The organism is Arthrobacter caoxuetaonis, assembly GCF_023921125.1.
In the GTDB taxonomy this organism is placed as follows: domain Bacteria; phylum Actinomycetota; class Actinomycetes; order Actinomycetales; family Micrococcaceae; genus Arthrobacter_B; species Arthrobacter_B caoxuetaonis.
In genome coordinates, this window is record NZ_CP099466.1 from 45,610 (window position 1) to 68,613 (window position 23,004).

The following is a 23,004-nucleotide window of genomic DNA, read 5'->3' on the forward strand; positions in this document are numbered from 1 at the left end:
ATCAATGAGCGGGAAAAAGTCTTTCCAGGACCTGACGTCCGACCAGAAAAAGGGTCTCGGGATCCTCTCGAGCATCCAGTTCCTGCTGGCAGGCGCCGCGCTCGTGGACATCTGGCGCCGTCCGGGCAGTGAAATCAACGGTCCCAAAGCTGCCTGGAGCGCAGCCTGTGCCGTGAACTTTATTGGCCCGATCGCCTACTTCGTGTTCGGGCGCCGCCGGAACTAGCTCTTCGCCTGCGTGGAATATTCCGTCCACGGAACATTCCAGTCCCCGTAGCCGTCCCACATGGCTGCGGGGCCAACGCCGGTGTTCAATACCTGCACCAGGTCCCCCGGTTCGAAGGTGTCGTAGAAGTACTTCGCCCCTTCAGGTGACATGCCGATGCAGCCGTGGGAGACGTTGATGACGCCGAGTGCGCCCATGGCCCCGGGCAGCGCCTGATGGACAAAGACGCCGCTGTTGGTCAGGCGGCTTGCCCAGGATGCGTCGAACGGTTCGTAGTAGGCGGGGTCTCCCGGCTTCAGCCCAATGCTCTCGGCCCGGAACGGCAGCGTCGAATGCTGGGACATGACCACCTGGTAGCCGCTGGGGGAAGGCCATTCCGAGTCGCCCAGGGTTACGGGGAACGAACGGGTGAGCTGCCCGTCAATAAAGACCTGCATGGTCTTGGTCAGGTTATCCACGACGGCAACGCGGCTGTTATGGACCTGGAAGGTCCGCTTTTCGTTGAAGTTGCCGATCATCGAGTTTCCGAAATCGACACCGAACAGCTTCATGTCCACGGTCACGGTGGAGTTTGGTTCCCAGAATGTTTCCGGCCGGTAGCGTGCCTTGTTATCCGAAATCCAATAGAAGGCGCCAACCTGCCCGCTGGTGCTGGTGACCGTGATGGCAGCTTCGACGGCTTCCTTATTCAGCACAGGTTCACTGAAATTGATCTCGATCGGATGCCCGACGCCGACGACGGACTGGTCCAGCGGACCCATAAAGGCGTTGGCTTCATTCGGCGGGGTGACGGTGTGAAAGGCCTGCGATGAAGTCTTCGTCTCGCCGTTGGAATCCGCCAGCGTGAACGTGAAGGTGTACCGGGTGTTGAAAGCCAGGGGCTCTGATGCTGCCCATTCTGTCCGGTTCCCGGCGAATTCGCCGGGAACGTCCTCACCGCCGGCTTCCGGGGCAAGGCTCACGGATTCGATGGTGCCGTGCTGGACCTTCAAGGTGGGGACCGTTACCGGATTGACCTCGACTGCGGCATCTGCGGGTTCGGCGGTGAATTCAACCGGGATGGCAGGTTCGGCCGGCTTACTGGGCGACGGAGCGGACCCAGGTGCCTGCGCGGTGGTTCCGCCGTCGAACGCGCCGGTGGCAGCTGCCACGCCGGCGGCGCCGCCGATGACCAGGACCCCGGCCGCAGCGGCCAGGATCCACCGCTTACGGCTGCTCTTTTCCTGCAATGTTCAATCCCCTTGGTTCTGTTTGGCTGAAGTCATACTACGTGAGCGAGACTGTTCGGCGGCATGGCTGCGTCATCCCCGGACCTCGCCGGCCGTTTCCCCGGACAGTGCGTGGGCCACCAGCGGTCCCAGGGACACAGCACCGGCAGCGGACAGATGGTAGGCATCGGCGTAGAGCGGTGTGCTGCCCACGAAGGAGGGGCAGCGTCCGTCAACGCAGAACCACGCGGTGGTGTCTATCCACCGAACGTCGGGGTTTCCGGCCGTGGCGGCGCGGGCTTCGAGCGCCGCCCGGTCACCGTGTCCTTCCGGAAGGGCCTGCTCGCAGTCCTTCGGGCTGCTGAACCTGGTGGCGCACTGTGCCGGATCCTTTGCTTCCGGCGGTGCCCCCAGGACCAGGGTCCGTTGCGCCTTTGACGCCAGCCGCTCATGGATTCGCTGCGTTCCGCTCTCCCACTCGGCGTCGGCGGCTTTCCCGGTGGCGCCGCTGGAGAGCGCCGGCTCGTAGCGGAACGATGCCATGAGCAGCACCTCCGGGCTCAGCTCGCCGATTCTCTGGACTGCCCAGTCCCGGAAGACCGGGCACTCGGGATAGGGGGCGCCGCCGATCCGCGTTTGGGCAACCTCGGCCGGAGTGCAGCCCGCAGCGGTGTAGACGTGGATCCGCCATTGTCCGGGGTCAAGGACAGCCCTCAGCGCGGGAAGATAGGCCATCGCCACCGAGTCCCCGTACAGGACAAGGTCCCGGGATGCGCCGGGGTCCCCGTAGACGCAGTGCGCCGTGTTGGCGACGGGATCCGGGTTCCTGGCCTCATTGCTGCCAAGGCAGCCGTCCTGGATCCACTCAACCGGTTTCGCGTTGCGCCCGCCCTCGGTGAAGGATGCAGGATCCGGTGAGAGGGCCGGCCATTCCGGGCTCTGAAGGGCTGCGCGCAGGGCCGCGGTGTGGGCCGTCAGGGGATCCTGGGGTGCGGGGACGGTTTCGCCGGGAGTCTCCGCGGGAACGGGGGACTCCACGCTGGACGGCGCCGGAATCGGTACGGGCCGCTGCAGTGTTTCTGCCGCTGCCGGCGGCAGGCTGTCCTGCAGGGCAGTATCGATGGCGACCGCCGCCAGACCCGATGCCAGCAGGCCCGTTGCGGCGGCCATGGCGGCCAGCCGGGCCGGACGCGGTGCCGTGGCCGGCTGGAAGTAGCGCCGGCCCCGTTCACGCGCGGTGTACCGGGGCATCAGCCAGCGCGAGTGCCGGACGGGATCCTCTAGGAAGTGGAAGGAGAGACTGGCCAGCAGCAGCGACACCAGGAGGGCGGGCAGGGCAGGGGATTCCGGAAAGAGGGCGGTGAAGAAGACGATGACCGGGAAATGCCAGAGGTAGAGGGAATAGGAAATGCGTCCAACGTAGCGGCTGGCAGGATTCGTCAGGGGCCACATGATCCGGTTGTAGCCGTGCCCCGGGACACCCGTTCCGGCCGCGATGAGCAGGACGGTGGAGGCTACGGGAAGCAGTGCCCAGGGTCCGGGGAAAGTGCTTTGCGACGACAGGACAGCGAAGGACAGGGCGAGGCCGCACAGTCCAATCCATCCGGCAACTGCCCGGAAGAGACCCGGCAGGCGGACAAGCCACGGTGCCGCGACCGCCAGCATGGCTCCGGCACCGAGTTCCCAGGCCCTGCTGAGGGTGGAGAAATACGCCGTCGTGGGCCGGTGCACGGTTTCCCACAGGGCAAAGACGAAGGTGAGCGCGCAGAAACCGGCGATCAGGGCGAGCAGCAGCACACGCATTCCGCGGTCGGTGCAGCGCAGCACCGCGGCCAGGGCGATGCCTGACATCAGCAGCCAGGGCCAGGCAAGGTAGAACTGTTCCTCAACGCCGAGGGACCAGAAATGCTGCAGCGGGGAAACTGCCGCTCCGGCGTTCAGATAGTCCGTCCCGGACGCCGCAAAGCGCCAGTTGCCCAGGAAGAAGAAGGACCATACGGCGTCTTCGAGGATCGCCGCCGCGCGTCCGGGCCCAAACACCACGAAGGCGGCCGTGACAGTGGTTGCGAGGACGGCCACCGCGGCGGGAACCAGCCTGCGGATCCGGCGGCGGTAGAAATCGCCGAGGGAGAGCCTCTCCGGAGAGGTAATGTCGCGCACCAGGATGGTGGTGATGAGGAAACCCGAAATGACAAAGAAGACGTCCACGCCGGCATAGCCGCCTGCCGGCCACGCATACAGGTGGTTTCCGAGCACGGCAGCCACCGCGACGGCGCGCAGGCCCTCGATGTCATACCGGAAGGCAGGGGCCGACCGTTGCTGCCGCGCCTGTGCACGGGTGGACGGTGGCAGGGACACGTTGGACGCTTTCGGCAGGGGAGCGGGATTGGAACGAATCTAGCCCGCTGACCGGCTGCGCAGCCAATCCCCGCGCGGAGCAGGGAAAACTGGAATCAAACCTTGACAAAGGGCCTGGGTGAAGCATTACCCCAGTTCCGCCAGCCTGGCCGCCTGGCGGGTAATGTTCTTCGCCATGGACGGGAAGATCAACCCGTGGAAGGGATAGATCAGCCACCAGTACAGCCGTCCCAAAAGCCCCCGCGGAAAGTAGATGGCGCGCTGGCTGTAGACGCTTCCGCCGCCGTCGGGATCCACCCGAAGCTCCAGCCAGGCTTTGCCGGGGACCCGCATTTCCGCCCGCAGCCGCAGCAGCGTCCCGCGTTCGAGGAACTCCACCCGCCACCAGTCCACGACGTCGCCGGTAAAGAGTGTGGCCGGGTTCCGCCTTCCGCGGCTCAGCCCGGCACCGCCCACGGTTTTGTCCAGGACGCCGCGGATGGCCCAGGCCATCGGAAGGGAGTACCAGCCGTTGTTGCCGCCGATGCCTTCGATCACTTTCCATACGTGGCTGGAGTCAACATCGGAGCGGCGACGGCGCTGGTCCACGTAGACCGTCTGGCCGGCCCAGTCGGGGTCTGACGGAAGGGGCTCCGACGCGAGATCGGCCGCGCTGGAGGCGCTGGCCCACGTGGTCTCCACCTCGTTGCGTGCCTCTCTGCCCAGCGCCCGGGTGACGGCGTCGTGGTAGTTCGTCAGTCCGTTCTGCGGTTCCGGGATGTAGCCGTTGATGTCCCGTTCCTTCGCCACGGCATCGTGCTGGAGGGATTCAACCAGGGGCCGGGACATGGAGAGCGGGATGGGCGTTACCAGTGCCACCCACAGGCCGGCCAGCTTGGGTGCCGGGATGGGCAGGGCATAAATCCGCCGCCGGGGCAGTCCTGCCACCTCCGCATAGCCGTTCATGATGTCGGCGTACTCCAGGACGTCGCCGGAGCCGAGGTCGAAGGTGCGGTTCAGGTTTTCGGGCAGGTCGACGGCGCGGGTCAGGTAGTGCAGGACGTCCCGTACGGCGATCGGCTCGATTTTCCGGCGCACCCAGCTCGGCGCGGGCATGACGGGCAGGGTCTCGGTCAGGTGCCGGATCATTTCGAACGACGCCGAGCCGGAACCGATCACCACCCCGGCCTGGAACACCACTGCGGGAACGGCCCCTCTGAGCAGGATCTCGCCGACGGCGGTCCTTGACGCCATGTGGGGTGAGAGCTCGCCCTCGGAGGGATGCAGGCCGCCCAGGTACACGATCCGCTTGACGCCGGCGGTCTCAGCGGCTTGGGCCACGATGGTGGCGATGTTCTCTTCCTGCGCGGCGAACCCTTTGCCCGAGGCCATGGAATGGACCAGGAAATACACCGTGTCGATGTCTTGGAACGCGGAGTTGACGGAGTCCGCATCCGACAGGTCGCCCTGGACGATCTCGACGTCGTCGTGCCACGGGACATCGTTCAGCTTGTCGGGTGAGCGGACCAGCACCCGCACGTCGTGCCCGTCCGCGAGGAGCAGCGGCACCAGCCGCCCGCCGATGTAGCCGGTTGCTCCAGTGACCAGGACCCGCTGCGTGTCAGTCATTTCCCCAACATACACACGATGCCTGCGTGCCGGAGGTCCCTGCGCGAACCCGTCCCAAAAGCCCCGCAACATTTTGTAAGCATGCTGATGGCTACTGGAAATCGGCTGCTAATCCCGGTAAGACTAGGGGGCATGGCAACTACGGGAACGGCCCCGAAGCAGCGGGAAACAGTCAACGTGGACGGACACCGCCTGCGCCTGACCTCGCTGGACAAGGTGCTCTACCCCGAAACCGGTACCACCAAAGCGGATGTGCTGTCCTACTATGCCGCCATTGCGGACACCCTGATTCCGTACGCCCGCAACCGGCCCGCCACCCGCAAGCGCTGGGTCAACGGCGTCGGAACTCCGCAGAAGCCCGGGCAGGTCTTCTTCCAGAAGAACATCGACGACTCCGCGCCCAGTTGGGTGAAGCGCAACGCCATTGAGCACAAGGAGAGCACGAACGTCTATCCGCTGGTCAATGACCTGGCCACGCTGACCTGGCTGGCCCAGCTGGCTGCCCTGGAAATCCACGTCCCGCAGTGGCAGTTCGGGCCGCGGGGAGGAAAGCAGAATCCGGACCGGCTGGTCCTGGACCTGGATCCCGGGGAAGGCGCCTCGCTGGCGCAGTGCGCCGAGGTAGCCCGCCTGGCCCGGGGCATCCTCACCGACATGGGGCTCGACGCCCGCCCGGTCACCAGCGGTTCCAAGGGCATCCACCTTTACGCTGCCCTGGATCAAAAGCAGACGTCGGATGAGGTGAGCGCCGTCGCGCATGAATTGGCGCGGGCGCTGGAAGCTGACCACCCGGACCTGGTGGTGAGCGACATGAAGAAGACGCTGCGCAAGGGCAAGGTGCTGGTGGATTGGAGCCAGAACAACGCCAACAAGACCACCATTTGCCCGTACTCGCTGCGCGGACGGTTCCGCCCGACGGTCGCCGCGCCGCGGACCTGGGCGGAACTGGAGGACCCCGACCTGGCGCAGCTGGACTATGAGCAGGTCCTGGAGCGGGTGGACACCCTGGGGGATCCGCTGGCCGGAATGCACTCCGGACAGGCGGATGCCGGCGACCTTGACGCGTCGACGGCACCGGACAGGCTCCACAAGTACCGCAGCATGCGCGATGCCGCAAAGACACCGGAGCCCGTTCCGGAAGAAGCGCCCAAGGCCGTGGAGGGCGACGGCAACAGCTTCGTCATCCAGGAGCACCACGCCAGGCGGCTGCACTGGGACTTCCGGCTGGAGCGCGACGGCGTCCTGGTCTCCTGGGCAGTTCCCAAAGGCCCGCCCACTACGCCGAACAGAAACCACCTGGCGGTGCAGACAGAGGACCATCCGCTGGATTACGGCGGCTTCTCAGGTACCATTCCCAAGGGTGAATACGGTGCCGGTGAAGTGACGATCTGGGACCACGGCACCTATGACACGGAAAAATGGCGCCCGGACAAGGAAGTCATTGTCACCGTGCACGGCCAGCCCGACGGCGGCCTGGCCCGGGACGGTGCGGCGGACCGGCGATTTGCCTTCATCCATACCGGCGGCGAGGACGGCAAGAACAATTGGCTCCTGCACCTGATGAAGGACCAGCGCCCGGCGGAAGCTCCGGAGACAGGAGGGGGCTCGGAGTCTGCGGCCAAGCGGACCCCGTCCACGAAACGCGCCACGTCCACTCCGAACCCTGCAGAGGCAGTGAAGACCGCGGCCAAAGCCCGGCCGGACCCGCTGCCGCTTCCGGACGCTTCGGCGGTCAGGCAGGACATCAAGGACTCCGGCATGCCGTCCCTGAAACCCATGCTCGCCACGCTGGGTTCCAAGGCGGATATCAACGACGACGCCGACTGGGCGTTCGAGATGAAATGGGACGGTGTGCGGGCGATCGCCGAAGTGACCCCGGAGGGCACCCGGCTGATCAGCCGCAACGGCAACGACATGACCGTGGCGTACCCCGAACTGCAGGAACTCGGCCGCTCGCTGAACGGTGGGCGGGCGGTGCTGGACGGGGAGATCGTGGCACTGAACAAGGCAGGACGCCCGGACTTCGGCCTGCTCCAGCCGCGCATGCACCTGACCCGCGCCCGCGACGCGGAAGCCGCGGCAGCCAAGACTCCGGTGCAGTTCATGATCTTCGACCTGCTCTGGCTGGACGGGAACTCCCTGCTGGAGCTCAGCTGGGAACAGCGCCGCGAAATCCTGGAACAGGCCGTGGAATCCAGCGACGACGGCGGGCATATCCAGGTTCCGCCCGCCCTGGACCTGGGCATGGAGGACGCCGTCGAGGCCAGCAAGGAACTGGGGCTTGAGGGCGTCATGGCCAAGCGCCGTTCAGCGGACTACTCAGCCGGCATCCGTTCGCGCAGCTGGATCAAGCTGAAGAACCAGTTCAGCCAGGAAGTAGTCATAGTGGGCTGGCGGCCGGGCCAGGGCAACCGGGCCAACAAAGTCGGGTCCCTGCTGGTGGCAGTGCCGGACGGAACCGAGCTGCAGTACATCGGCCGGGTCGGCTCCGGGCTGAGCGAGAAGGACCTCGCCCTGGTGGGCTCCCGGCTGAAGAAACTCTCCCGCAAGACCGCTCCGCTGGACGACGTGCCCCGGGCCGACGCCTCCGACGCGCACTGGGTCCGCCCGGTCCTGGTGGGTGAGGTGACCTACGCGGAGCGGACGGGCACCGGCAAGCTCCGGCACCCGGTGTGGCGCGGGCTGCGGCCGGACAAACGGCCCTCCGACGTCGTACCGGAAATTCCCGCACCGTCCTAGGGCAACCGCCTGGGACAGCCAAGAACGTCCACCACCCCCAACCGGGAGGAACGCAGCAATGACCGATACCCGAACCCCTGAAGATCGACTGCCCGGAACGGCACTGCCGCCCCAGGACCAGCTGCAGGCGGTGGATGCGTGGTGGCGGGCGGCCAACTACCTCTCCGCCGGCCAAATCTACCTGCGGGACAATCCGTTGCTGCGCCGGCCGCTTGAACCGGGCGATGTGAAGGCCCGCCTGCTGGGACACTGGGGAACCACCCCCGGCCTGAACTTCATCTACGCGCACCTGAACCGGCTGATCAATGAGACCGGCCAGCAGTTCCTGTTCATTACCGGCCCGGGCCACGGCGGCCCGGCCAATGTTGCGAACGCCTGGCTGGAAGGGACCTACTCGGAGATCTACAGCCACGTCGGCGAGGACGAGGACGGGCTGCATACGCTGTTCAAGCAGTTCTCCTATCCCGGTGGTGTGCCCAGCCATGCGGCGCCGGAAACGCCCGGGTCCATCCATGAGGGCGGCGAGCTGGGCTACTCGCTGGCGCACGCCTATGGCGCCGTCTTCGACAACCCGGACCTGGTGGCGGCCACGGTCATTGGCGACGGCGAGGCCGAGACCGGGCCGCTGGCCGCTTCCTGGCATTCCAACAGCTTCCTGGACCCAGCCGCGGACGGAGCGGTCCTGCCGATCCTGCACCTGAACGGCTACAAAATCGCGAACCCCACCGTGCTCTCCCGGATGCCCGAATCCCAGCTGGTGAAGCTGCTCGAAGGCTACGGTTACCGCCCGCACTTCGTGACCGTGACGGACCCGGACGCCATAATGACCGCGCATGAGGACTTCGCCGCGGCGCTGCGCACCTGCCTGTCAGAGATCCACGCGATCCAGGAGCCGTACCGGTCCGGCGAGAAGCAGGCCGTTCCGGCCGACGCTCCGGTTGCCGGCGACGTCGACCCCCACGCCCCGCGCTGGCCCATGATCGTTCTCCGTTCCCCCAAGGGCTGGACCGGTCCGCGGGAAGTGGACGGCAAACCCGTGGAAGGCACCTGGCGGGCGCACCAGGTGCCGCTGTCCGAGGTACACGACAACCCGGAACACCTCACCCAGCTTCAGGACTGGCTGCAGTCCTACCGTCCGGAGGAACTGTTCGACGGCGACGGCCGCCTACGCGGCGAAATCGCGGCCCTGGCCCCGGCCGGCAACCTGCGCATGAGCGCCACTCCGTATGCGAACGGCGGCCGTCTGCTCCAGGACCTGCGCCTGCCCGCCTACGCGGACTTCGCCGTCGCGATTGAGGAGCCGGGCGGGGAACGCGTGAGCCCCATGCTGAACCTCGGAAAGTACCTGGCAGAGATCATCCGGCTAAACCCGGAGAACTTCCGGATCTTTGGCCCGGATGAGACCGCCTCCAACCGGCTGCAGGAGGTTTACGGGGTCACGGACAAGGTGTGGCAGCAGCGGATCGAGGCTGTGGACGAACATCTGGCCCGCAGCGGCCGGGTGGTGGAGGTGCTCAGCGAACACCTCTGCGAGGGCTGGCTGGAAGGCTATCTGCTCACCGGCCGGCATGGCGTTTTTAACTGCTACGAAGCCTTCGTCCACATTGTCGATTCGATGTTCAACCAGCACGCCAAGTGGCTGAAGGTCAGCAGGGAGCTGCCCTGGCGGCAGCCCATCGCGTCACTGAACTACCTGCTCTCCAGCCATGTCTGGCAGCAGGACCACAACGGGTTCTCGCATCAGGATCCGGGGTTCATCGACCACGTGGTGAACAAGAAAGCCGACGTGATCCGGGTGTACCTGCCGCCGGATGCCAACACGCTGCTGGCCGTCACGCAGCACATCCTCGGGACACGGGACCGGGTGAACGTGGTGGTCTCCGGCAAGCAGCCGGCGCCCGTGTGGCTGGATCCGGAAGAGGCCAAGCTGCACGTCAAACGCGGTATCGGCGTCTGGGACTTCGCCGGCAGCGAAGATGAGTCCCCCGGCGTGAAGCCGGATCCCGACGTAGTCATGGGCTGTGCAGGGGATGTGCCCACCCTTGAAACCATCGCTGCCGCCGCACTGCTGAAGGAACGGCTGCCGCAGCTGCGGATCCGCGTGGTGAACGTAGTGGACCTTATGCGGCTGCAGGATTCCACCGAGCATCCGCACGGGCTCTCCGACCGGGACTTCGACACCCTGTTCACGAAGGACAGGCCCGTGGTTTTCGCCTATCACGGCTATCCGTGGCTGATTCACCGCCTGACGTACCGCCGCACCAACCATTCCAACCTGCACGTGCGCGGCTACAAGGAAGAGGGCACCACCACCACGCCGTTTGACATGGCAATGCTGAACCAGATTGACCGGTTCCAGCTGGCCATCGACGTGCTGGACCGCGTACCGTCGCTGGGGTCCACCCAGGCCGGCTTCCGGCAGTGGCTGCAGGACGAGCGGCAGCGGTGCCGCCAGTACACCCGGGACGAGGGGCAGGACCCGCCGTTCATCAGCGGCTGGACGCTCGAAGAGGCCCAGCGTTCAACGCAAGACTAGGTTTCCCGCGGGCTACCGCCCGCCGGGATGGCATGATCCGTCTACACGAAGGAGCACTATGTCCAACGAACAGTCGACCATTTCCGTATCCCGCGTCATCGACGCACCGGCAGGGGACATCTTCCACCTGCTCTCCAACCCTGAGCGGCACCACGAGCTGGACGGTTCGGGCATGGTGGTTTCGGATGAGAAGACCGACCGCATCGCCAAGGTCGGCGATGTGTTCACCATGAACATGAACAACTCCAAGATGGGCGAGTACAAGACGGACAACCACGTCACAGGCTTCGACCACAACAAGCTCCTGGCCTGGAAGACTGCCGTTGCGGGCACGGAGCCCGCTGGTTGGGAATGGATGTGGGAGCTGGCTTCCATGGGGCCGGATTCCACCGAAGTGACCCTGACCTATGACTGGAGCAAGGTCACGGACAAGGAGACCCTGAAAAAGGTGTCCTTCCCGATGGTCAGCAAGGAAGAGCTGGAAGCCTCGCTGAACAAGCTCGCGGCTGCGGTTTCCGGCTCCTGACCCCCCGCCGAGAGGCCAGTTACGGCTCTTATGAGGCGTGAAACGAGCCGTAACTGGCCTCTCGAATGACGACGGCGGCCGGTTCCCTTCCGGAGAAGGGAGCCGGCCGCCGCCGTTGTGTTTGGTGCGGTTAGCCCGCGGACCAGCCGCCGTCAGAGGGCAGGATGGCGCCGTTGATGTTCACGGAGTCATCGCTGAGCAGGAACGTGATGGAGGCTGCCAGGTCCTCGGCCGAGGCCAGGCCGGGAATCATCACGCGGGCCGGCGTCAGGCGGGCCTCGCCGTACTCGGAGGTCTTGCCGCCCATCGGAATGCCGGTGGCAACGCCGCCCGGAGCAACCGCGTTGATGCGTATGCCTTCCTTGGCATACATGAAGGCGGCGCTCTTGGTGATGCCAACAACGGCGTGCTTGGAGGCCGTGTAAGCCACACCCGAGGCGGAACCGCGCAGGCCTGCTTCGGAGGTGACGTTCACGATCGTGCCCTTGCGGGCTTCCAGCATGCCGGGAAGCACGGCGCGGGTCAGGCGCACCAGGCCGTCCACATTCACGGCAAAGATCTTCTGCCACATGGCGTCGGAGACCTCGTGCAGCGGGCTGAAGTCGTCATTGATGCCGGCAACGTTGGCCAGGCCGTCGACCTGCCCGCCGGCAGCAGCGATGATCCGGTCCACGGCGTCGAGGTCCGTGAGGTCGGCGGCTACCGGGACAATGGCGTCACCAAGTTCCTCGGCCAGTTCCTTGATCTTCGTTTCGGCGATGTCCACGGCAATCACCCTGCCGCCTTCGCGGGCGATCCGGGACGCGGTCGCCCGGCCGATGCCGGAGCCGGCGCCGGTGACGATCACGGTCTTGTTCTCGAAGCGGCCCGGAACGGTGGGAAGCGCAGTCTCTTCGAGCTCCGGCATGACGCCGCCATTGGCCGCCTTCACCATTTCATCGACCGCTGCCTGGGGCATCTGGCCCTGGCTCAGGTCCACGAGCTGCTGGAGCTTCAGTGCCTTGGCCGGACCGAGGGAAGCTTCGTCGCTTCCGGTCTGGGCCAGGAAGCCGCGCAGGACCGGGCCGCCCACGGGGTGGTTGAGCCATTCCTCGATCGTGTTGCCGGCTGTTAGGGGTGTAGTGGACATAGAGGGTAGTCCTTTCGTCGGTGCGGCCGGGGTACAGGCCGCACGTGGTTACACGTGTAAGTAACGCGTGTAAGGTCAGATTAGCTCAATACCGGGGCCCCATCGCAAGAACCGCGGGATCCCGGTCCGTGAAACGAAAGGCTGGGCGCTCAATGGCATCACGGGTGACGTCGGAGGACGTGGCACGGGTTGCAGGGGTCTCCCGGGCCACCGTCAGCTACGTCCTCAACGGACGTTCCGGGCAGAGCATCTCGGAGGCTACCCGAGAACGCGTCCTTGCTGCCGCACAGGAGCTGGGATACTCACCGTCGACGGCTGCACGCACGCTCCGCCGCGGGCGCAGCGACCTGGTTCTGATGCTGCTGCCGCCCGAACCCCTGGGACGTGCCCTCGCGATGGTGCTGGACAGCGCCTCGGAATATGTTGAACAGGCCGGTCTGCGCCTCATTGCGCACCGGCTGCCCGACGGAGGTGCGGCCGCCCCGCTGGTCCGCTCACTCGTTCCCGCGGCGCTGATTGTGGCGACACCCTTGAATGCCGAGGACCTGGATTCGCTGCAGGCCAGCGGTGTGCCCATGGCGTCGCTGCAGCAGGACCACGCGGATCCGCTGGGAGCGGACCTGGGGATCGGCGCCATGCAGGTGCAGTACCTGTCCTCCGCCGGACACCGCCGCATTGGCGTTGCCCTGCCGGCCGGCCCCGGCTACCAGTGGCGCGCGGACGCCCGGCTGGCGGCCATCCAGGAGGCCTGCTCCCGAAATGGTTTGCTGCCGCCTGCCGTCGAGCGGATTGGCCTTGATCCGGCGGCTGCAGCCGCGGCCATTGACCGGTGGCGCCAGGCACGCATACCCGTGACCGGGGTCTGTGCCTTTGACGATGAATACGCGTTTGCGCTGTTGGCTGGACTGTCCATGCTCAACCTGTCCGCGCCGTCGGACCTGGCTGTGGTCGGCGCAGAGGACATTCCGCTCGCCCGGCTGGCCATCCCCCCGCTGACCACCGTTAGCGTGCATGCACGCAGGATCGGGGTCCTCTTCGCGCAGTTGGCAACTGCGTCGCTGGTGCCCACCGATAGTTCCGCCGGCACCACAGCGGAACCGGCGGAGAGCCTGCCCCCCGTGACCCTGGTCCTCCGCTCTTCCGCGTAGGAGTCGGCTCCGGTTGGCAGGAAACCGGCGGGTTCGCAGTTCTGCTGCCGGTTACAACCGGCAGCAGAACCTGCAAACGGCAGCAGGCCTTAGTTCTCCCGCGCGCGGTAGAGCTGCATCTGCCGGTAGCGCCGGCCCAGGGATTCACGCCTCGGCTGGGACGGAGCGTCCTCCGGCTCGGCCGTCAGGTCGATGTGCTTCTTGCCGAACCTCCAGAGCAGAAGGTCGTCCAGCAGGCGGTCCGGTCCCGGAGAGTAGCGGTGGTCCAAGGCCGCGCGGACCTTGGTGATGGCCTCGGCCTGGAGCAGCCCGGCCAGGTCCATGGTGGTTTTCAGGCCATGCGCCGCCAGCAGTTCCGCGGCCCAGCCCCAGTCGTCACCGGCCTTGCGGTTCACATGGGGCAGCAGGGTCATCCAGACATGCCGGATCCGGTTGGGAGTCAGCGGCGCCGCCCCCTCACCCTCGTCGTCCCAGAAACCAGTGACCGCCTCATAGCGTTCGTGCAGCTCGGCGAACTCGTTCTCCACAGTCTCCAGCATGGCGGCCGTGGCAATGAACTGCCGGTCGAAGTACGGGCTCCAGGCCCGCGGATCCCCGGCTTTGAACCGGATGTCGTGCTCAATTTCAGACCACGCATGAGCGAGCACAGTGCGGATCTGCACCTCGAAAAGGTAACTGCCGTTGGGTTTTTGCGCCGGTTCGAGCAGGCGGTGGAACTTGCGCACCGTCTCGTTCTGGATGGTGCGCAGGATCAGGTGCCGGCTGGAGTAGCCGTAGGTTCCGGACTCGATCGAGCCGATGTCTTTCTCCCGGTCCCCCCGGCAGTCGAACTCGGCCCGCTGGCGTTTGATCAGGTTCGCTGCCTCATCCACCTCGTGCGGCAGGGTCATGATGACGCGCACGCCTACCAAGTCGGTCAGGTTCCGCAGCGGATCCGGGAAAAGCAGGCTCGGCACTTCGTCCGGGTTCTCGGAGGGCAGCGTGCGGGAGGCCTTGTCCCGGAACGACTCCACCGATTTGGTCCGGGAAGCGATGAACAGCGGCTTCACCGGGGTGTCCTCGAACACGGCCCGCAGGCTGGCTTCCATTTCCGCCGTCACGGATTCCAGTGCCGGGCGCACCCGGGCATACTCGTCCGTGCTGGCCTGGACCACCGGGCGCAGCCGGTCATCCAGGGTGTCCCACGCGCTCACTTCTGTCCTTTCGCAGTTTCTGCCAGCCTAGGGCACGCCGCAGACACTGGACGGTCCGGCGGCGGTTAGGCTCATCTCCAGATTAGGACGACGGCGGCCCGCCGCGTGCAGGCAGCCGCAGGCACCTCTCCCTGACGAAGGACCATCCATGCCACAGCGGTTCACTTACGGCAGCCATCCTGAACAGTTCGGCGAGCTGACACTTCCGCCGGGAGGCCAGCCTGTCCGTGGAACCGTGGTCATCATCCACGGCGGATACTGGCGTTCAACGTACTCGCTGGAACTGGGCCGGCCGCTGGCCGCGGACCTGGCGGGGCGGGGATGGGCTGCCATGAACCTGGAGTACCGCCGCGCGGGAAACGGCGGCGGCTGGCCGCAGACCTTCGCTGACATTGGCGCCGGCATCGATGCGCTGGCGGCCCTTCCCGAACCCGGGGGCACCGGCCTGTCGGGACCGGTGATCGCCCTGGGGCATTCCGCCGGCGGGCAGCTGGCGGTCTGGGCGGCGGGACGGCAGGCGCCCCGGGTGGCGCTGGACGCCGTCGTCAGCCAGTCCGGGGTGCTGGATCTGCGCCGTGCCCACGAGCTGGGACTGAGCAGCGGGGCAGTGGAGAACTTCCTGGGCGCGGGCTCGGAAGAAGACCCGGAGCGCTGGCAGGCGGCCGACCCGGTCCGGTCCGTGCCGGTGCCGGTGCCGGTGTTCGCCCTGCACGGCAAGGAGGACGCAACAGTGCCCCTGGAACTGGCCGAGTCCTACGTCAGGGCTGCGCATGCGGCGGGCGGATCCGCGGAGCTGCGCCTCATTCCCGGGGACCACTTTGAGATGATCACCCCGGGAACGGCGGGCTGGGAGGAGGTGCTGCGTGCGCTCGACGACGCGGCTGAAGCGAATCCCGGCTAGCGCCGCCCGTGCCGCAATCGGTAGGTTGAGGGCGTGATCACAGTCATTGGCGAAGCCCTCATCGACGAAGTCCTCAGTGATACCGCGCCCCGCCGGTCCCACCCGGGCGGCAGTCCGCTCAACGTCGCGGTGGGAGTGGCCAGGCTGGGCCGGCCGGTGCAGTTCGTTGGCCGGTACGGCAGTGACGCCCACGGCGTGCTGATCGCCGAGCACCTGAGGAACAACTCGGTCCTCACCGCCCTGCCGGCGGATGACCGGCCCACCAGCGTTGCCACGGCGACCCTGGATCCAGCCGGCGGAGCAAGGTACACCTTCGACCTGGAGTGGGCGCTGCCCGGCCTGGCGGAGAAGCTGCCGCGGCTGCTCGAGGGAACCACGCTGCTGCACACCGGCTCTATTGCCACCATGCTCTCCCCGGGGGCGCACGAGGTGCTCGCCGCCGTCGAACGCGCGCATCCGCAGGCCACCATCACCTTTGATCCGAACTGCCGGCCGACCATCATCACTGATGTGTCATATGCGCGGGAGCAGGCGGAAAAGTTCGTCCGCCTGGCCGACGTCGTGAAGGCCTCCGACGAGGACCTCGCCTGGCTCTACCCGGACCAGTCTGCCCAGGACGCGGCCCGGGCATGGCTCGGCATGGGGCCGGCGGTGGTGGTCGTGACGCGCGGTTCCCGCGGACCCTGGGGCGTGGCTGCGTCCGGGAGCTGTGAGGTGCCGGCGCCCGCCGTCGCCGTCGCTGACACCGTTGGAGCAGGAGACTCTTTTATGTCGGCGCTGATTGCCGGGCTTATGGACCGCAATTACGACGGCGCTGCCCGCCGCCCGGAGCTGCGGAAGATAGGCGTCGGGGACCTCGAAGCCATCCTCGCCTATGCCGCACGGGCGGCAGCCATGACCGTGTCCCGTCCTGGTGCAGACCCGCCCCGGCGGGATGAGCTGTTCTAGGAGAGCGCCCGGTTCCACAAGGGACCGCCGAACCGCGGCTGGCGGCAGGGGCGTGCATTCCCGCTAATCTGGAAGCTGATGGAAAGGCGGGGCATGCGGCTGGTAGCAAGTGACCTGGACGGAACGATAGTTGGCCGGGACAACCGGATCAGTGACCGGACCGTCAACGCGTTCCGCAAGTGCGCCGACGCCGGCATCAAGATTGTCTTTGTCACCGGCCGGCCGCCGCGCTGGCTGGGCCCGATCCGCGACCAGCTGGGCCACACCGGCACGGTCATCTGTTCCAACGGGGCAATCCTCTATGACCTCAAGGCCGCGCGGGTGACGTGGTCCAGGGCCCTCGGGCTGGACGGTATGTTCCAGGCTGCAGGGATCATCCGCCGCCTTTATCCCGCCGTGCGGTTCGCCGCCGAAACCGTGGAAGGTTTCCACCTGGAGCCAGGGTTTTTACAGGACGGCGGTGCTGACCTGCTGGGGGAAGTCGCCCCCGCACCGCTGGTCCAGTCGCTGGGGCCGGGAAGCCGAGTGGTGAAGTTCCTCGCCCGGGTCCAGGACGTCCATCCGGACGAATTCCTCCGGACGGTCCAGCCCGAGGTGGCGCATCTGGTTTCCACCACCCATTCAGCCCCGTCGGTTCCGCTGCTGGAAATGTCCGCTCCCGGCCTGGACAAGGCCGTGACGCTGGCGGAGTACGCCGCTTCCCTGCAGATTGAGGCGGCGGACGTCGTCGCTTTCGGTGACATGCCCAACGATTTGGGGATGCTGGGCTGGGCCGGACGGGGTTACGCCATGGCCTCCGGACATCCTGCCGTGCGTGCTGCCGCGGCCCGCACCGCGCCGCCGTTCGAGGAGGACGGCGTAGCCCAGGTGCTTGAGGACCTGCTGAGCGGCCGGTAGCGCTACGGCGCCGGAACGTTCCGCAGCCGGCGGGCGTGCAGCAGCTGGTGGACCGTTATGAGGATGGCCAGCCAGGCGAGTCCCAGGAACCAGGCCACCAGCACGTCCGTCAGCCAGTGATGTCCCAGGTAGACCCGGCTCAGCCCCACGGCCGCAATGAATCCGGCGGCCAGCACCAGCGTGATGATCCTGGCCCACCGGGAGTCCAGATAGAGGAACAGCAGATACGCAACCGTTCCGGTTACCACCATGGAGTTCAGTGAATGCCCGCTGGGAAAGGACGCGGAGTACTCATACGGCGGAACGGCGTCGGAAAGCGCTGGCCGGGACCGTCCCACCAGGGCCTTGCCTGCGATGGTCATCAGCAGGGAACCCGCAGCAGCTGAGGCGGTAAGGATCAGGGGAGTCCAGCTGCGCTGCCACCGGCACAGCACGGCCACTGCGGCTGCGGCCAGGAGCGGCAGTCCGATGGTCCCGCCAAGGTTGGTCAGCCAGGTCACCGCGGTGTCCAGTCCCGGCGAACGGATGGACTGCGCGGCAGTGAGCACCGGCTGGTCCAGGGCTGCCACACCGTCCTCCTCCGCGACGGCGTCGTATACGCCTCCCGCCAGCAGGGCCAGCAGCAGGGCCGGCACCAGGCCGGCAGTCAAGGTGAGGAGCAGGACTCCGTGCTTCCCCAGCGCCTGGGCAGCACGGGAGACTTGGTGCTGGAGCCGGGCGGCAGGGGCGTCGCTCATGGTCCCAGTATGCCAAGCCGGTGGCCCAGCCAATCCAGGTTGCCGGCGAGCCCTTCCTTCCACACCTGCCAGGAGTGCCCGCCGGGCAGTTCCTGCAGCTGTATGTCCATGCCCGCGGCCTGGGCTGCGTCATAGACCTGCCGGCCCTCCCCTTTGTACACGCCGTCGTCCTTTCCGATGACCACTATTCCTGCAGTATCCGGAAAGGACTGCTGTTTGAGCACGTCCAGGGCGTTCTGCGCCGCGAAGGCTCCGGCGTCGCCCCCAAAGTAGGTATTGAGCAGTGACTGCATTCCGCCGGGAATCGTTGGTTCGTTCTCTCCGGCTATGTCGATGAACGTTGGGAAGGTTTCGGGAAAGTTCACGGCCAGCTGCAGGGCACAGGTTCCGCCGTAGGAGTAGCCCGCAGCGGCCCACTGCCGCGGGCCGCTGAGTCCGGCCGAAAGGTTTTCCTGAATCCAGCGGGGCACATCCTCAGCGAGATAAGTGGCTCCGCGGCCCTGTTTCGAATCAAGGCAAAGCGACCAGTTGGAGTTGGATCCGCCGGAGAGATCGGGAATGACGACGACGGGTGCCAGCCCGTGATGCTGCGCCGCGAAATCGTCCATCACCTGCTGGAGCTGGCCGCCCGCGAACCAGTCAGCAGGCCCGCCTGGCTGCCCGTGCAGGGCAAGCAGCACCGGAAGGTTCTGTGCGTGGGGCGTACCCAGGTAGGCGGGCGGCAGGTACACCAGGCTGGGCCCGGCGGCGTACCCGGAGCCGGACTCAGGGATCGGCACCTTATAGACGCCGCCCTCCGAGGGCATGTCCGACGGCGGCGTCCAGTTCGCTTCCGTGCTTGGCGTCGTGTCCTGCCCCGGAACCGCTTTCCGAAGAGGTACCTCGCCGCTCGATTCTCCGGGCCGCTCCACCAGGGACTGGATCGTGGGGTACTGCCCGTAGGCAACGTTTGCGGCTGATGCCGAACCAAGCAGCACGGCGGCGGTGGAAAGCACCGTCAGGATCCGCGCGGTGACGCCGCGGCTGAGCCGCCAGCGCGGGACCACAAGCAGTACAGCGAGTATTCCTGCAGCGGAATACAGGTACAGATACCGCGGAAACGAGGCATTCCACCAGGACAGCAGCAGCTCGGCGGCCACGAACAGCCCTACGGTTCCCGCCAGGGCGCCCATGAGCGCCAACGGAACCACCCGGGTGACATACCGCGGCGGCCCGGCGCACAGCCAGCACAGCCCGAGCACTCCCAGAGCGAAGGCTGCGAGAGGGACTGCTCCCGTAGTCAGCGCCAGGTTCATCGCTGCGGGCCTATGATCCTGCGGGCGATCGTGAGCGTCTGGCCCATGGACACGTGTGGCAGGTAGGCCCGGGCCAGCGCGTTCGCTATCGCCGGCAGGGACGCGGAATCAAGGTAGGTCATGTAGAGCGGAACGTACTGCGGCTGGAACTTGGCCTTGTAGGCCAGCAGGGAGCGGAAACCGTAAACCGGTTCCAGGGTGGCTCCCAGCCGGTCCATCAACCACTCAAGCGCAGGAGGCGTCGCAGCGGTCCGCCGCCCCGCGGTGTCTGCCCCGGTCCCGGCAGCGGTTCCGGCCCCGGATGCTGCCGGGGAGGAGGCCTCGTTCCGGGCCAGGGGTGCACCGGAGAGGCTCAGGAGGCGGCAGCCTTCATCCTGCAGGGACAGTGCTGCCGAAGCGATGAGGAAATCCATGGCCACAGGAAATCCCTGTGCGCGCCGGCGCATAAAATCCAGCGTCCAGCCGATGATTTGCCCGTCCCGGTAGATTGGCAGCCAGGAGGTCACTCCGTGCACCGTACGGTCCTGGTCGACGGCCAGCAGAAGCCGTACGCCGTCGTCGTCAAGCTCTTCGATCCCGCCGAGGGTGAAACCCATTTCCGGCATGTTCTTATCCGCCACCCACTCCTCGGAGATGGCGTTGATTTGGTCCAGGACGGACAGCGGAGCGGTGCGGTAAGTGCTCCACTCGGCACGGATCCCGGCCTTCCTGGCACGGTTGAACGCTGTCCGCACGTCCTGGAACCGCCTGCCCCGGAACTCGAGCGACCCCAGCGGAAGCAGTGTCTCCTCCGCGACCTGCAGATCGGTGTGGCCCAGCCCGGCCGCCGCGTCCCGTGTTGCTTCATTCACTGAGTAGAAGCAGGCCGTCACCCCGGCGTCGGTGCAGTAGGCGGCGAAGCCCTCCACGCTGCGGTTCAGTTCCTCCGCTGGGCCAACGGGGTCTCCCACGGTCAGGGCCACGCCGGAATTCAGGCGGTAAGCCACATAGGAGCGGCCCGTGGGGGAGAACCAGTAGGAATTCCCGCTCCACAGAGTCATCCACGCCATGGTGCTGCCGCCGCTGGAGGCCAGCAGGCCCCTGGCCCGTTCCTCATCCGCAGCGAACCGGCTGTACGCCGGTTCAAGGAACGAACGCAGGAGCAGCACGCAGGTCAGCGCCCAGAACGCCACGCCCACGCCTTCATACAGAATGATGGCGGGAACGGACTCCGGAAGCAGCTGCGGCGGGGCCGAGATGATCTCGAAGACCGGAAGGAAGCGAAGCGGCAGATCCGCCAGCAGCGTTGGCAGGCTGGCCTGCGGGGTGAAGCCCGTGCGCAGCACCAGCCCGCCGGCCACCCAGAGAGCGGCAAGCAGTGCCCCTGCCGTGACGCAGACCAGGAACAGCTGCCGGTAAGTGCCCGGCGGGGCTGACACGGCAAACAGGCGGCGGCCGGTGGCGGCCAGCAGCACGAAGATGAGCAGCGGCAGCAGCATGGGAAGCACCAGCGCCAGGGGCTGCACGCGTCCGTCCACTCCGTACACGCCGCCGGTGTGGCCTGCCAGGAAGAAACCCGTATGGACGGCCGCGGTCAGGGTCATGAGCCCCTGCAGGACCAGCGCACCGATCCAGGCGGACCTGCGCCCGCGACGAAGTCCGGCGGCGAAGACGACGAGCAGTACCTGCGGCAGTACAGCGAGGAAAAAGCCCGCCAGTCCGGCGCTCTGCTCCAACTTGGCAGTCCGGCATTCCGCCTGCATGCCCGGATCGGCACAGATGGTGGTGAGTGCCACCGGATCCAGCGTCTCGGCGTTGGTGAACAGGTAGGCCAGGACGGCCAGGGGTCCGACGGCGCGAACGTTCAGGGCGGCGATGACCGGCCCCACTGCGGTAGCCACCACGGCCAGGGCCACCAGCACCCGGGCCTCGCGGCGGCTGGAAACCAGGCTCCGGGGCAAGTGCGGCCGCCGCCCGAACAGATATGGTCCCCACAGCCCGCCTGCCAGTGCCGCCGCCAGGGCCACCACATCACGCAGTGCACCGGAGTACAGCGCCAGCACCACCAGCAGGGTAAACAGGAGCAGCCTCACCCTGCGGCGCCAGAGGGTTCCAACTCCGGCGGAAGCAGCGGCGGCGACTCCGCAGAACACCGCCACCGGCCCCAGGAAGGTATCCGTGCTGAGCTCACGTCCCCAGTTCTCAAAGGCGCCCCGCAGGGCGGCCGCAAAGCCAATGCCGGCCAACGCGCCGGTCACCTGTGTTCCCGCTGCTGCGGCCAGGAAGCGCAGGCTTCCCAGCAGCCGTTCCGCCGGAAGGCCCACCACCAGGGCCAGGACCGTCCCGCCGATGTACCCGGCCAGTCCGTTGGCCCACAGGGCCGAGAGCACCAGTGCAGGCCAGTGGCCGGGCAGCGTATGGACTGACACGCTCACCCACCCAAGCAGGGGATTTTCCGGACCCCGCAGGATTGAAGAGGTCAGGATGCCCAGGAACCAGAACAGGGTGAGGAAGACGAGGGTCACCGGCGACTTCGCCAGGGCGCCGCGCAGGCCGTCCGCAGGCCAGCGGAGATAGCGTCCCGCCGTCCGCCGGGCAGAACCGTGCTGCATGCGGCCACCTCCATGGCTTACCGGCGCGGTGGGCGAAGGTGCCGTCCCCCGGGTGCAGCCAGTCTAATTCCGGCAGTGCTTCCGCGGACCCGCCAGCAGTGCAAGTCGGCCTGCGGCAGGCGATAAAGTACAGCTTGTGAGCGCACCCCTGCCGTACTTCACCCCGCCTTTCCTGCCGCAGCACTCAGGCGCCGCGGCCCCGCTGGGCCTATCCCACCGGGGTTTCAGCCCAGCCGGACTGGAAAACACCATGGCAGCCTTCCAAGCCGCGGTGGACCTGGGTTTCGGGTACCTGGAAACCGATGTCCGGACCACCAGTGACGGGGTGCTCATGGCCTTCCATGATGAGACCCTGGACCGCGTCACGGACGGATCAGGCCCGATCAGTGCCCGTAGCCTGCGTGAACTGCGCGGGGTCCGGGTGGGCGGCACCGAGCCGATCCCCACGCTGGAGGAGGTCCTGGTCCGGTGGCCGGACGTGCGCCTGAACGTGGACATCAAGGACGCTGCGGGAGCAGGGGCGCTGGCCGCCTTGATCGAAAAGCACCAGGCACATGACCGGGTGCTGGTGACCTCCTTTTCCGACCGGAGGCGGCTGGATTGCCTGCGCCGGCTTTCCCGTCCAGCGGCTTCCTCCGCCGGTTCCGGCGGCACCGCTGCGATGCTGCTGCTCTCTCCGCTGGGACTGGGCGGACTGGTCGCACGGCTGGGCCGGTTTGGCTGCGTGCAGGTCCCGCTGAACTTCCGCGGAATTCCGGTGGTCCGCCCTGCCTTCCTGCGGCGCTGCCACCGCGCCGGCATCCAGGTGCATGTCTGGACCGTCAACACCCGCCCGCTGATGGAAGGCCTGCTGGACCTTGGAGTGGACGGCCTCGTTTCGGACCGTGCGGACCTGCTCTCCCAGGTGCTCTCTGCGCGCGGCGCCTGGCCGCAGGGTTCCGGAAGCGCCTAGCAGTCTCAGTAC

General features: G+C 66.9%; 17 protein-coding genes. 9 read left to right on the forward strand and 8 right to left on the reverse strand.

Annotated elements, in window-relative coordinates; all coding sequences use genetic code 11:
• Positions 1–4: 4 nt before the first annotated feature.
• Positions 5–226, forward strand: coding sequence for a PLD nuclease N-terminal domain-containing protein (locus tag NF551_RS00245; protein WP_227896470.1), 222 nt, complete (start codon positions 5–7; stop codon positions 224–226).
• Here the strand turns inward: NF551_RS00245 and NF551_RS00250 are convergent.
• From NF551_RS00250 to NF551_RS00260, 3 genes are all read right to left on the reverse strand, one after another.
• Entirely contained in the window at positions 223–1,455 is a 1,233-nt protein-coding gene (locus NF551_RS00250; protein ID WP_227896471.1) for a L,D-transpeptidase, read from the reverse strand. The two genes, NF551_RS00245 and NF551_RS00250, sit on opposite strands and share 4 nt — an antisense overlap.
• A gap of 72 nt (positions 1,456–1,527) precedes the next feature.
• Positions 1,528–3,792: an acyltransferase gene (locus NF551_RS00255; RefSeq protein WP_227896472.1), complete on the reverse strand. Its 2,265-nt coding sequence runs from the start codon at positions 3,790–3,792 to the stop codon at positions 1,528–1,530.
• A gap of 126 nt (positions 3,793–3,918) precedes the next feature.
• Positions 3,919–5,400, reverse strand: coding sequence for an SDR family oxidoreductase (locus NF551_RS00260; RefSeq protein ID WP_227896473.1), 1,482 nt, complete (start codon positions 5,398–5,400; stop codon positions 3,919–3,921).
• Between the two features lie 132 nt (positions 5,401–5,532).
• Between NF551_RS00260 and NF551_RS00265 the strand changes: the two genes are divergently transcribed.
• The 3 genes from NF551_RS00265 to NF551_RS00275 are packed head-to-tail and all read left to right on the forward strand — an operon-like array spanning position 5,533 to position 11,201.
• The gene (locus tag NF551_RS00265) at positions 5,533–8,139 is read left to right on the forward strand and encodes an ATP-dependent DNA ligase (protein ID WP_227896474.1); all 2,607 of its coding nucleotides are present in this window, start codon (positions 5,533–5,535) and stop codon (positions 8,137–8,139) included.
• A 58-nt stretch (positions 8,140–8,197) separates the two neighbouring features.
• Positions 8,198–10,675, forward strand: a complete 2,478-nt coding sequence (locus NF551_RS00270) for a phosphoketolase family protein (RefSeq protein ID WP_227896475.1) — start codon at positions 8,198–8,200, stop codon at positions 10,673–10,675.
• Positions 10,676–10,733: 58 nt separating this feature from the next.
• Complete coding sequence (locus tag NF551_RS00275) at positions 10,734–11,201, forward strand: SRPBCC family protein (protein WP_227896476.1); 468 nt, start codon at positions 10,734–10,736, stop codon at positions 11,199–11,201.
• A gap of 130 nt (positions 11,202–11,331) precedes the next feature.
• Here NF551_RS00275 and NF551_RS00280 read toward each other — a convergent pair whose 3' ends face one another.
• Complete coding sequence (locus NF551_RS00280; RefSeq protein WP_227896477.1) at positions 11,332–12,330, reverse strand: SDR family NAD(P)-dependent oxidoreductase; 999 nt, start codon at positions 12,328–12,330, stop codon at positions 11,332–11,334.
• Positions 12,331–12,482: 152 nt separating this feature from the next.
• Between NF551_RS00280 and NF551_RS00285 the strand changes: the two genes are divergently transcribed.
• The gene (locus tag NF551_RS00285; protein ID WP_227896478.1) at positions 12,483–13,478 is read left to right on the forward strand and encodes a LacI family DNA-binding transcriptional regulator; all 996 of its coding nucleotides are present in this window, start codon (positions 12,483–12,485) and stop codon (positions 13,476–13,478) included.
• Positions 13,479–13,567: 89 nt separating this feature from the next.
• Here the strand turns inward: NF551_RS00285 and NF551_RS00290 are convergent, their stop codons facing one another.
• Positions 13,568–14,671, reverse strand: coding sequence for a GTP pyrophosphokinase (locus NF551_RS00290; protein ID WP_227896479.1), 1,104 nt, complete (start codon positions 14,669–14,671; stop codon positions 13,568–13,570).
• Between the two features lie 148 nt (positions 14,672–14,819).
• On the opposite strand from NF551_RS00290, the gene NF551_RS00295 reads away from it, so the two are divergent.
• The 3 genes from NF551_RS00295 (at position 14,820) to NF551_RS00305 (ending at position 17,417) form a co-directional block, all read left to right on the forward strand.
• Positions 14,820–15,572: an alpha/beta hydrolase family protein gene (locus tag NF551_RS00295; protein ID WP_227896480.1), complete on the forward strand. Its 753-nt coding sequence runs from the start codon at positions 14,820–14,822 to the stop codon at positions 15,570–15,572.
• 33 nt (positions 15,573–15,605) lie between these two features.
• Positions 15,606–16,520 (forward strand): carbohydrate kinase family protein, encoded by a 915-nt coding sequence (locus NF551_RS00300; protein WP_227896481.1) that lies wholly within the window; start codon positions 15,606–15,608, stop codon positions 16,518–16,520.
• Between the two features lie 93 nt (positions 16,521–16,613).
• Entirely contained in the window at positions 16,614–17,417 is an 804-nt protein-coding gene (locus NF551_RS00305; RefSeq protein ID WP_227896482.1) for an HAD family hydrolase, read from the forward strand.
• A 2-nt stretch (positions 17,418–17,419) separates the two neighbouring features.
• Here NF551_RS00305 and NF551_RS00310 read toward each other — a convergent pair whose 3' ends face one another.
• From NF551_RS00310 to NF551_RS00320, 3 genes are read right to left on the reverse strand one after another with little or no spacing between them, the layout of a single operon-like run.
• Positions 17,420–18,154: a phosphatase PAP2 family protein gene (locus NF551_RS00310; RefSeq protein ID WP_227896483.1), complete on the reverse strand. Its 735-nt coding sequence runs from the start codon at positions 18,152–18,154 to the stop codon at positions 17,420–17,422.
• Positions 18,151–19,449 carry an alpha/beta hydrolase gene (locus NF551_RS00315; RefSeq protein WP_227896484.1) on the reverse strand — a complete coding sequence of 433 codons (1,299 nt, stop codon included), beginning with the start codon at positions 19,447–19,449 and terminating at the stop codon, positions 18,151–18,153. The genes NF551_RS00310 and NF551_RS00315 overlap by 4 nt, the downstream gene beginning before the upstream one ends.
• Positions 19,446–22,040 carry a bifunctional lysylphosphatidylglycerol flippase/synthetase MprF gene (locus tag NF551_RS00320; protein WP_227896485.1) on the reverse strand — a complete coding sequence of 865 codons (2,595 nt, stop codon included), beginning with the start codon at positions 22,038–22,040 and terminating at the stop codon, positions 19,446–19,448. The genes NF551_RS00315 and NF551_RS00320 overlap by 4 nt, the downstream gene beginning before the upstream one ends.
• A gap of 136 nt (positions 22,041–22,176) precedes the next feature.
• Between NF551_RS00320 and NF551_RS00325 the strand changes: the two genes are divergently transcribed.
• Complete coding sequence (locus tag NF551_RS00325; protein WP_227896486.1) at positions 22,177–22,992, forward strand: glycerophosphodiester phosphodiesterase family protein; 816 nt, start codon at positions 22,177–22,179, stop codon at positions 22,990–22,992.
• Positions 22,993–23,004 lie beyond the last annotated feature (12 nt).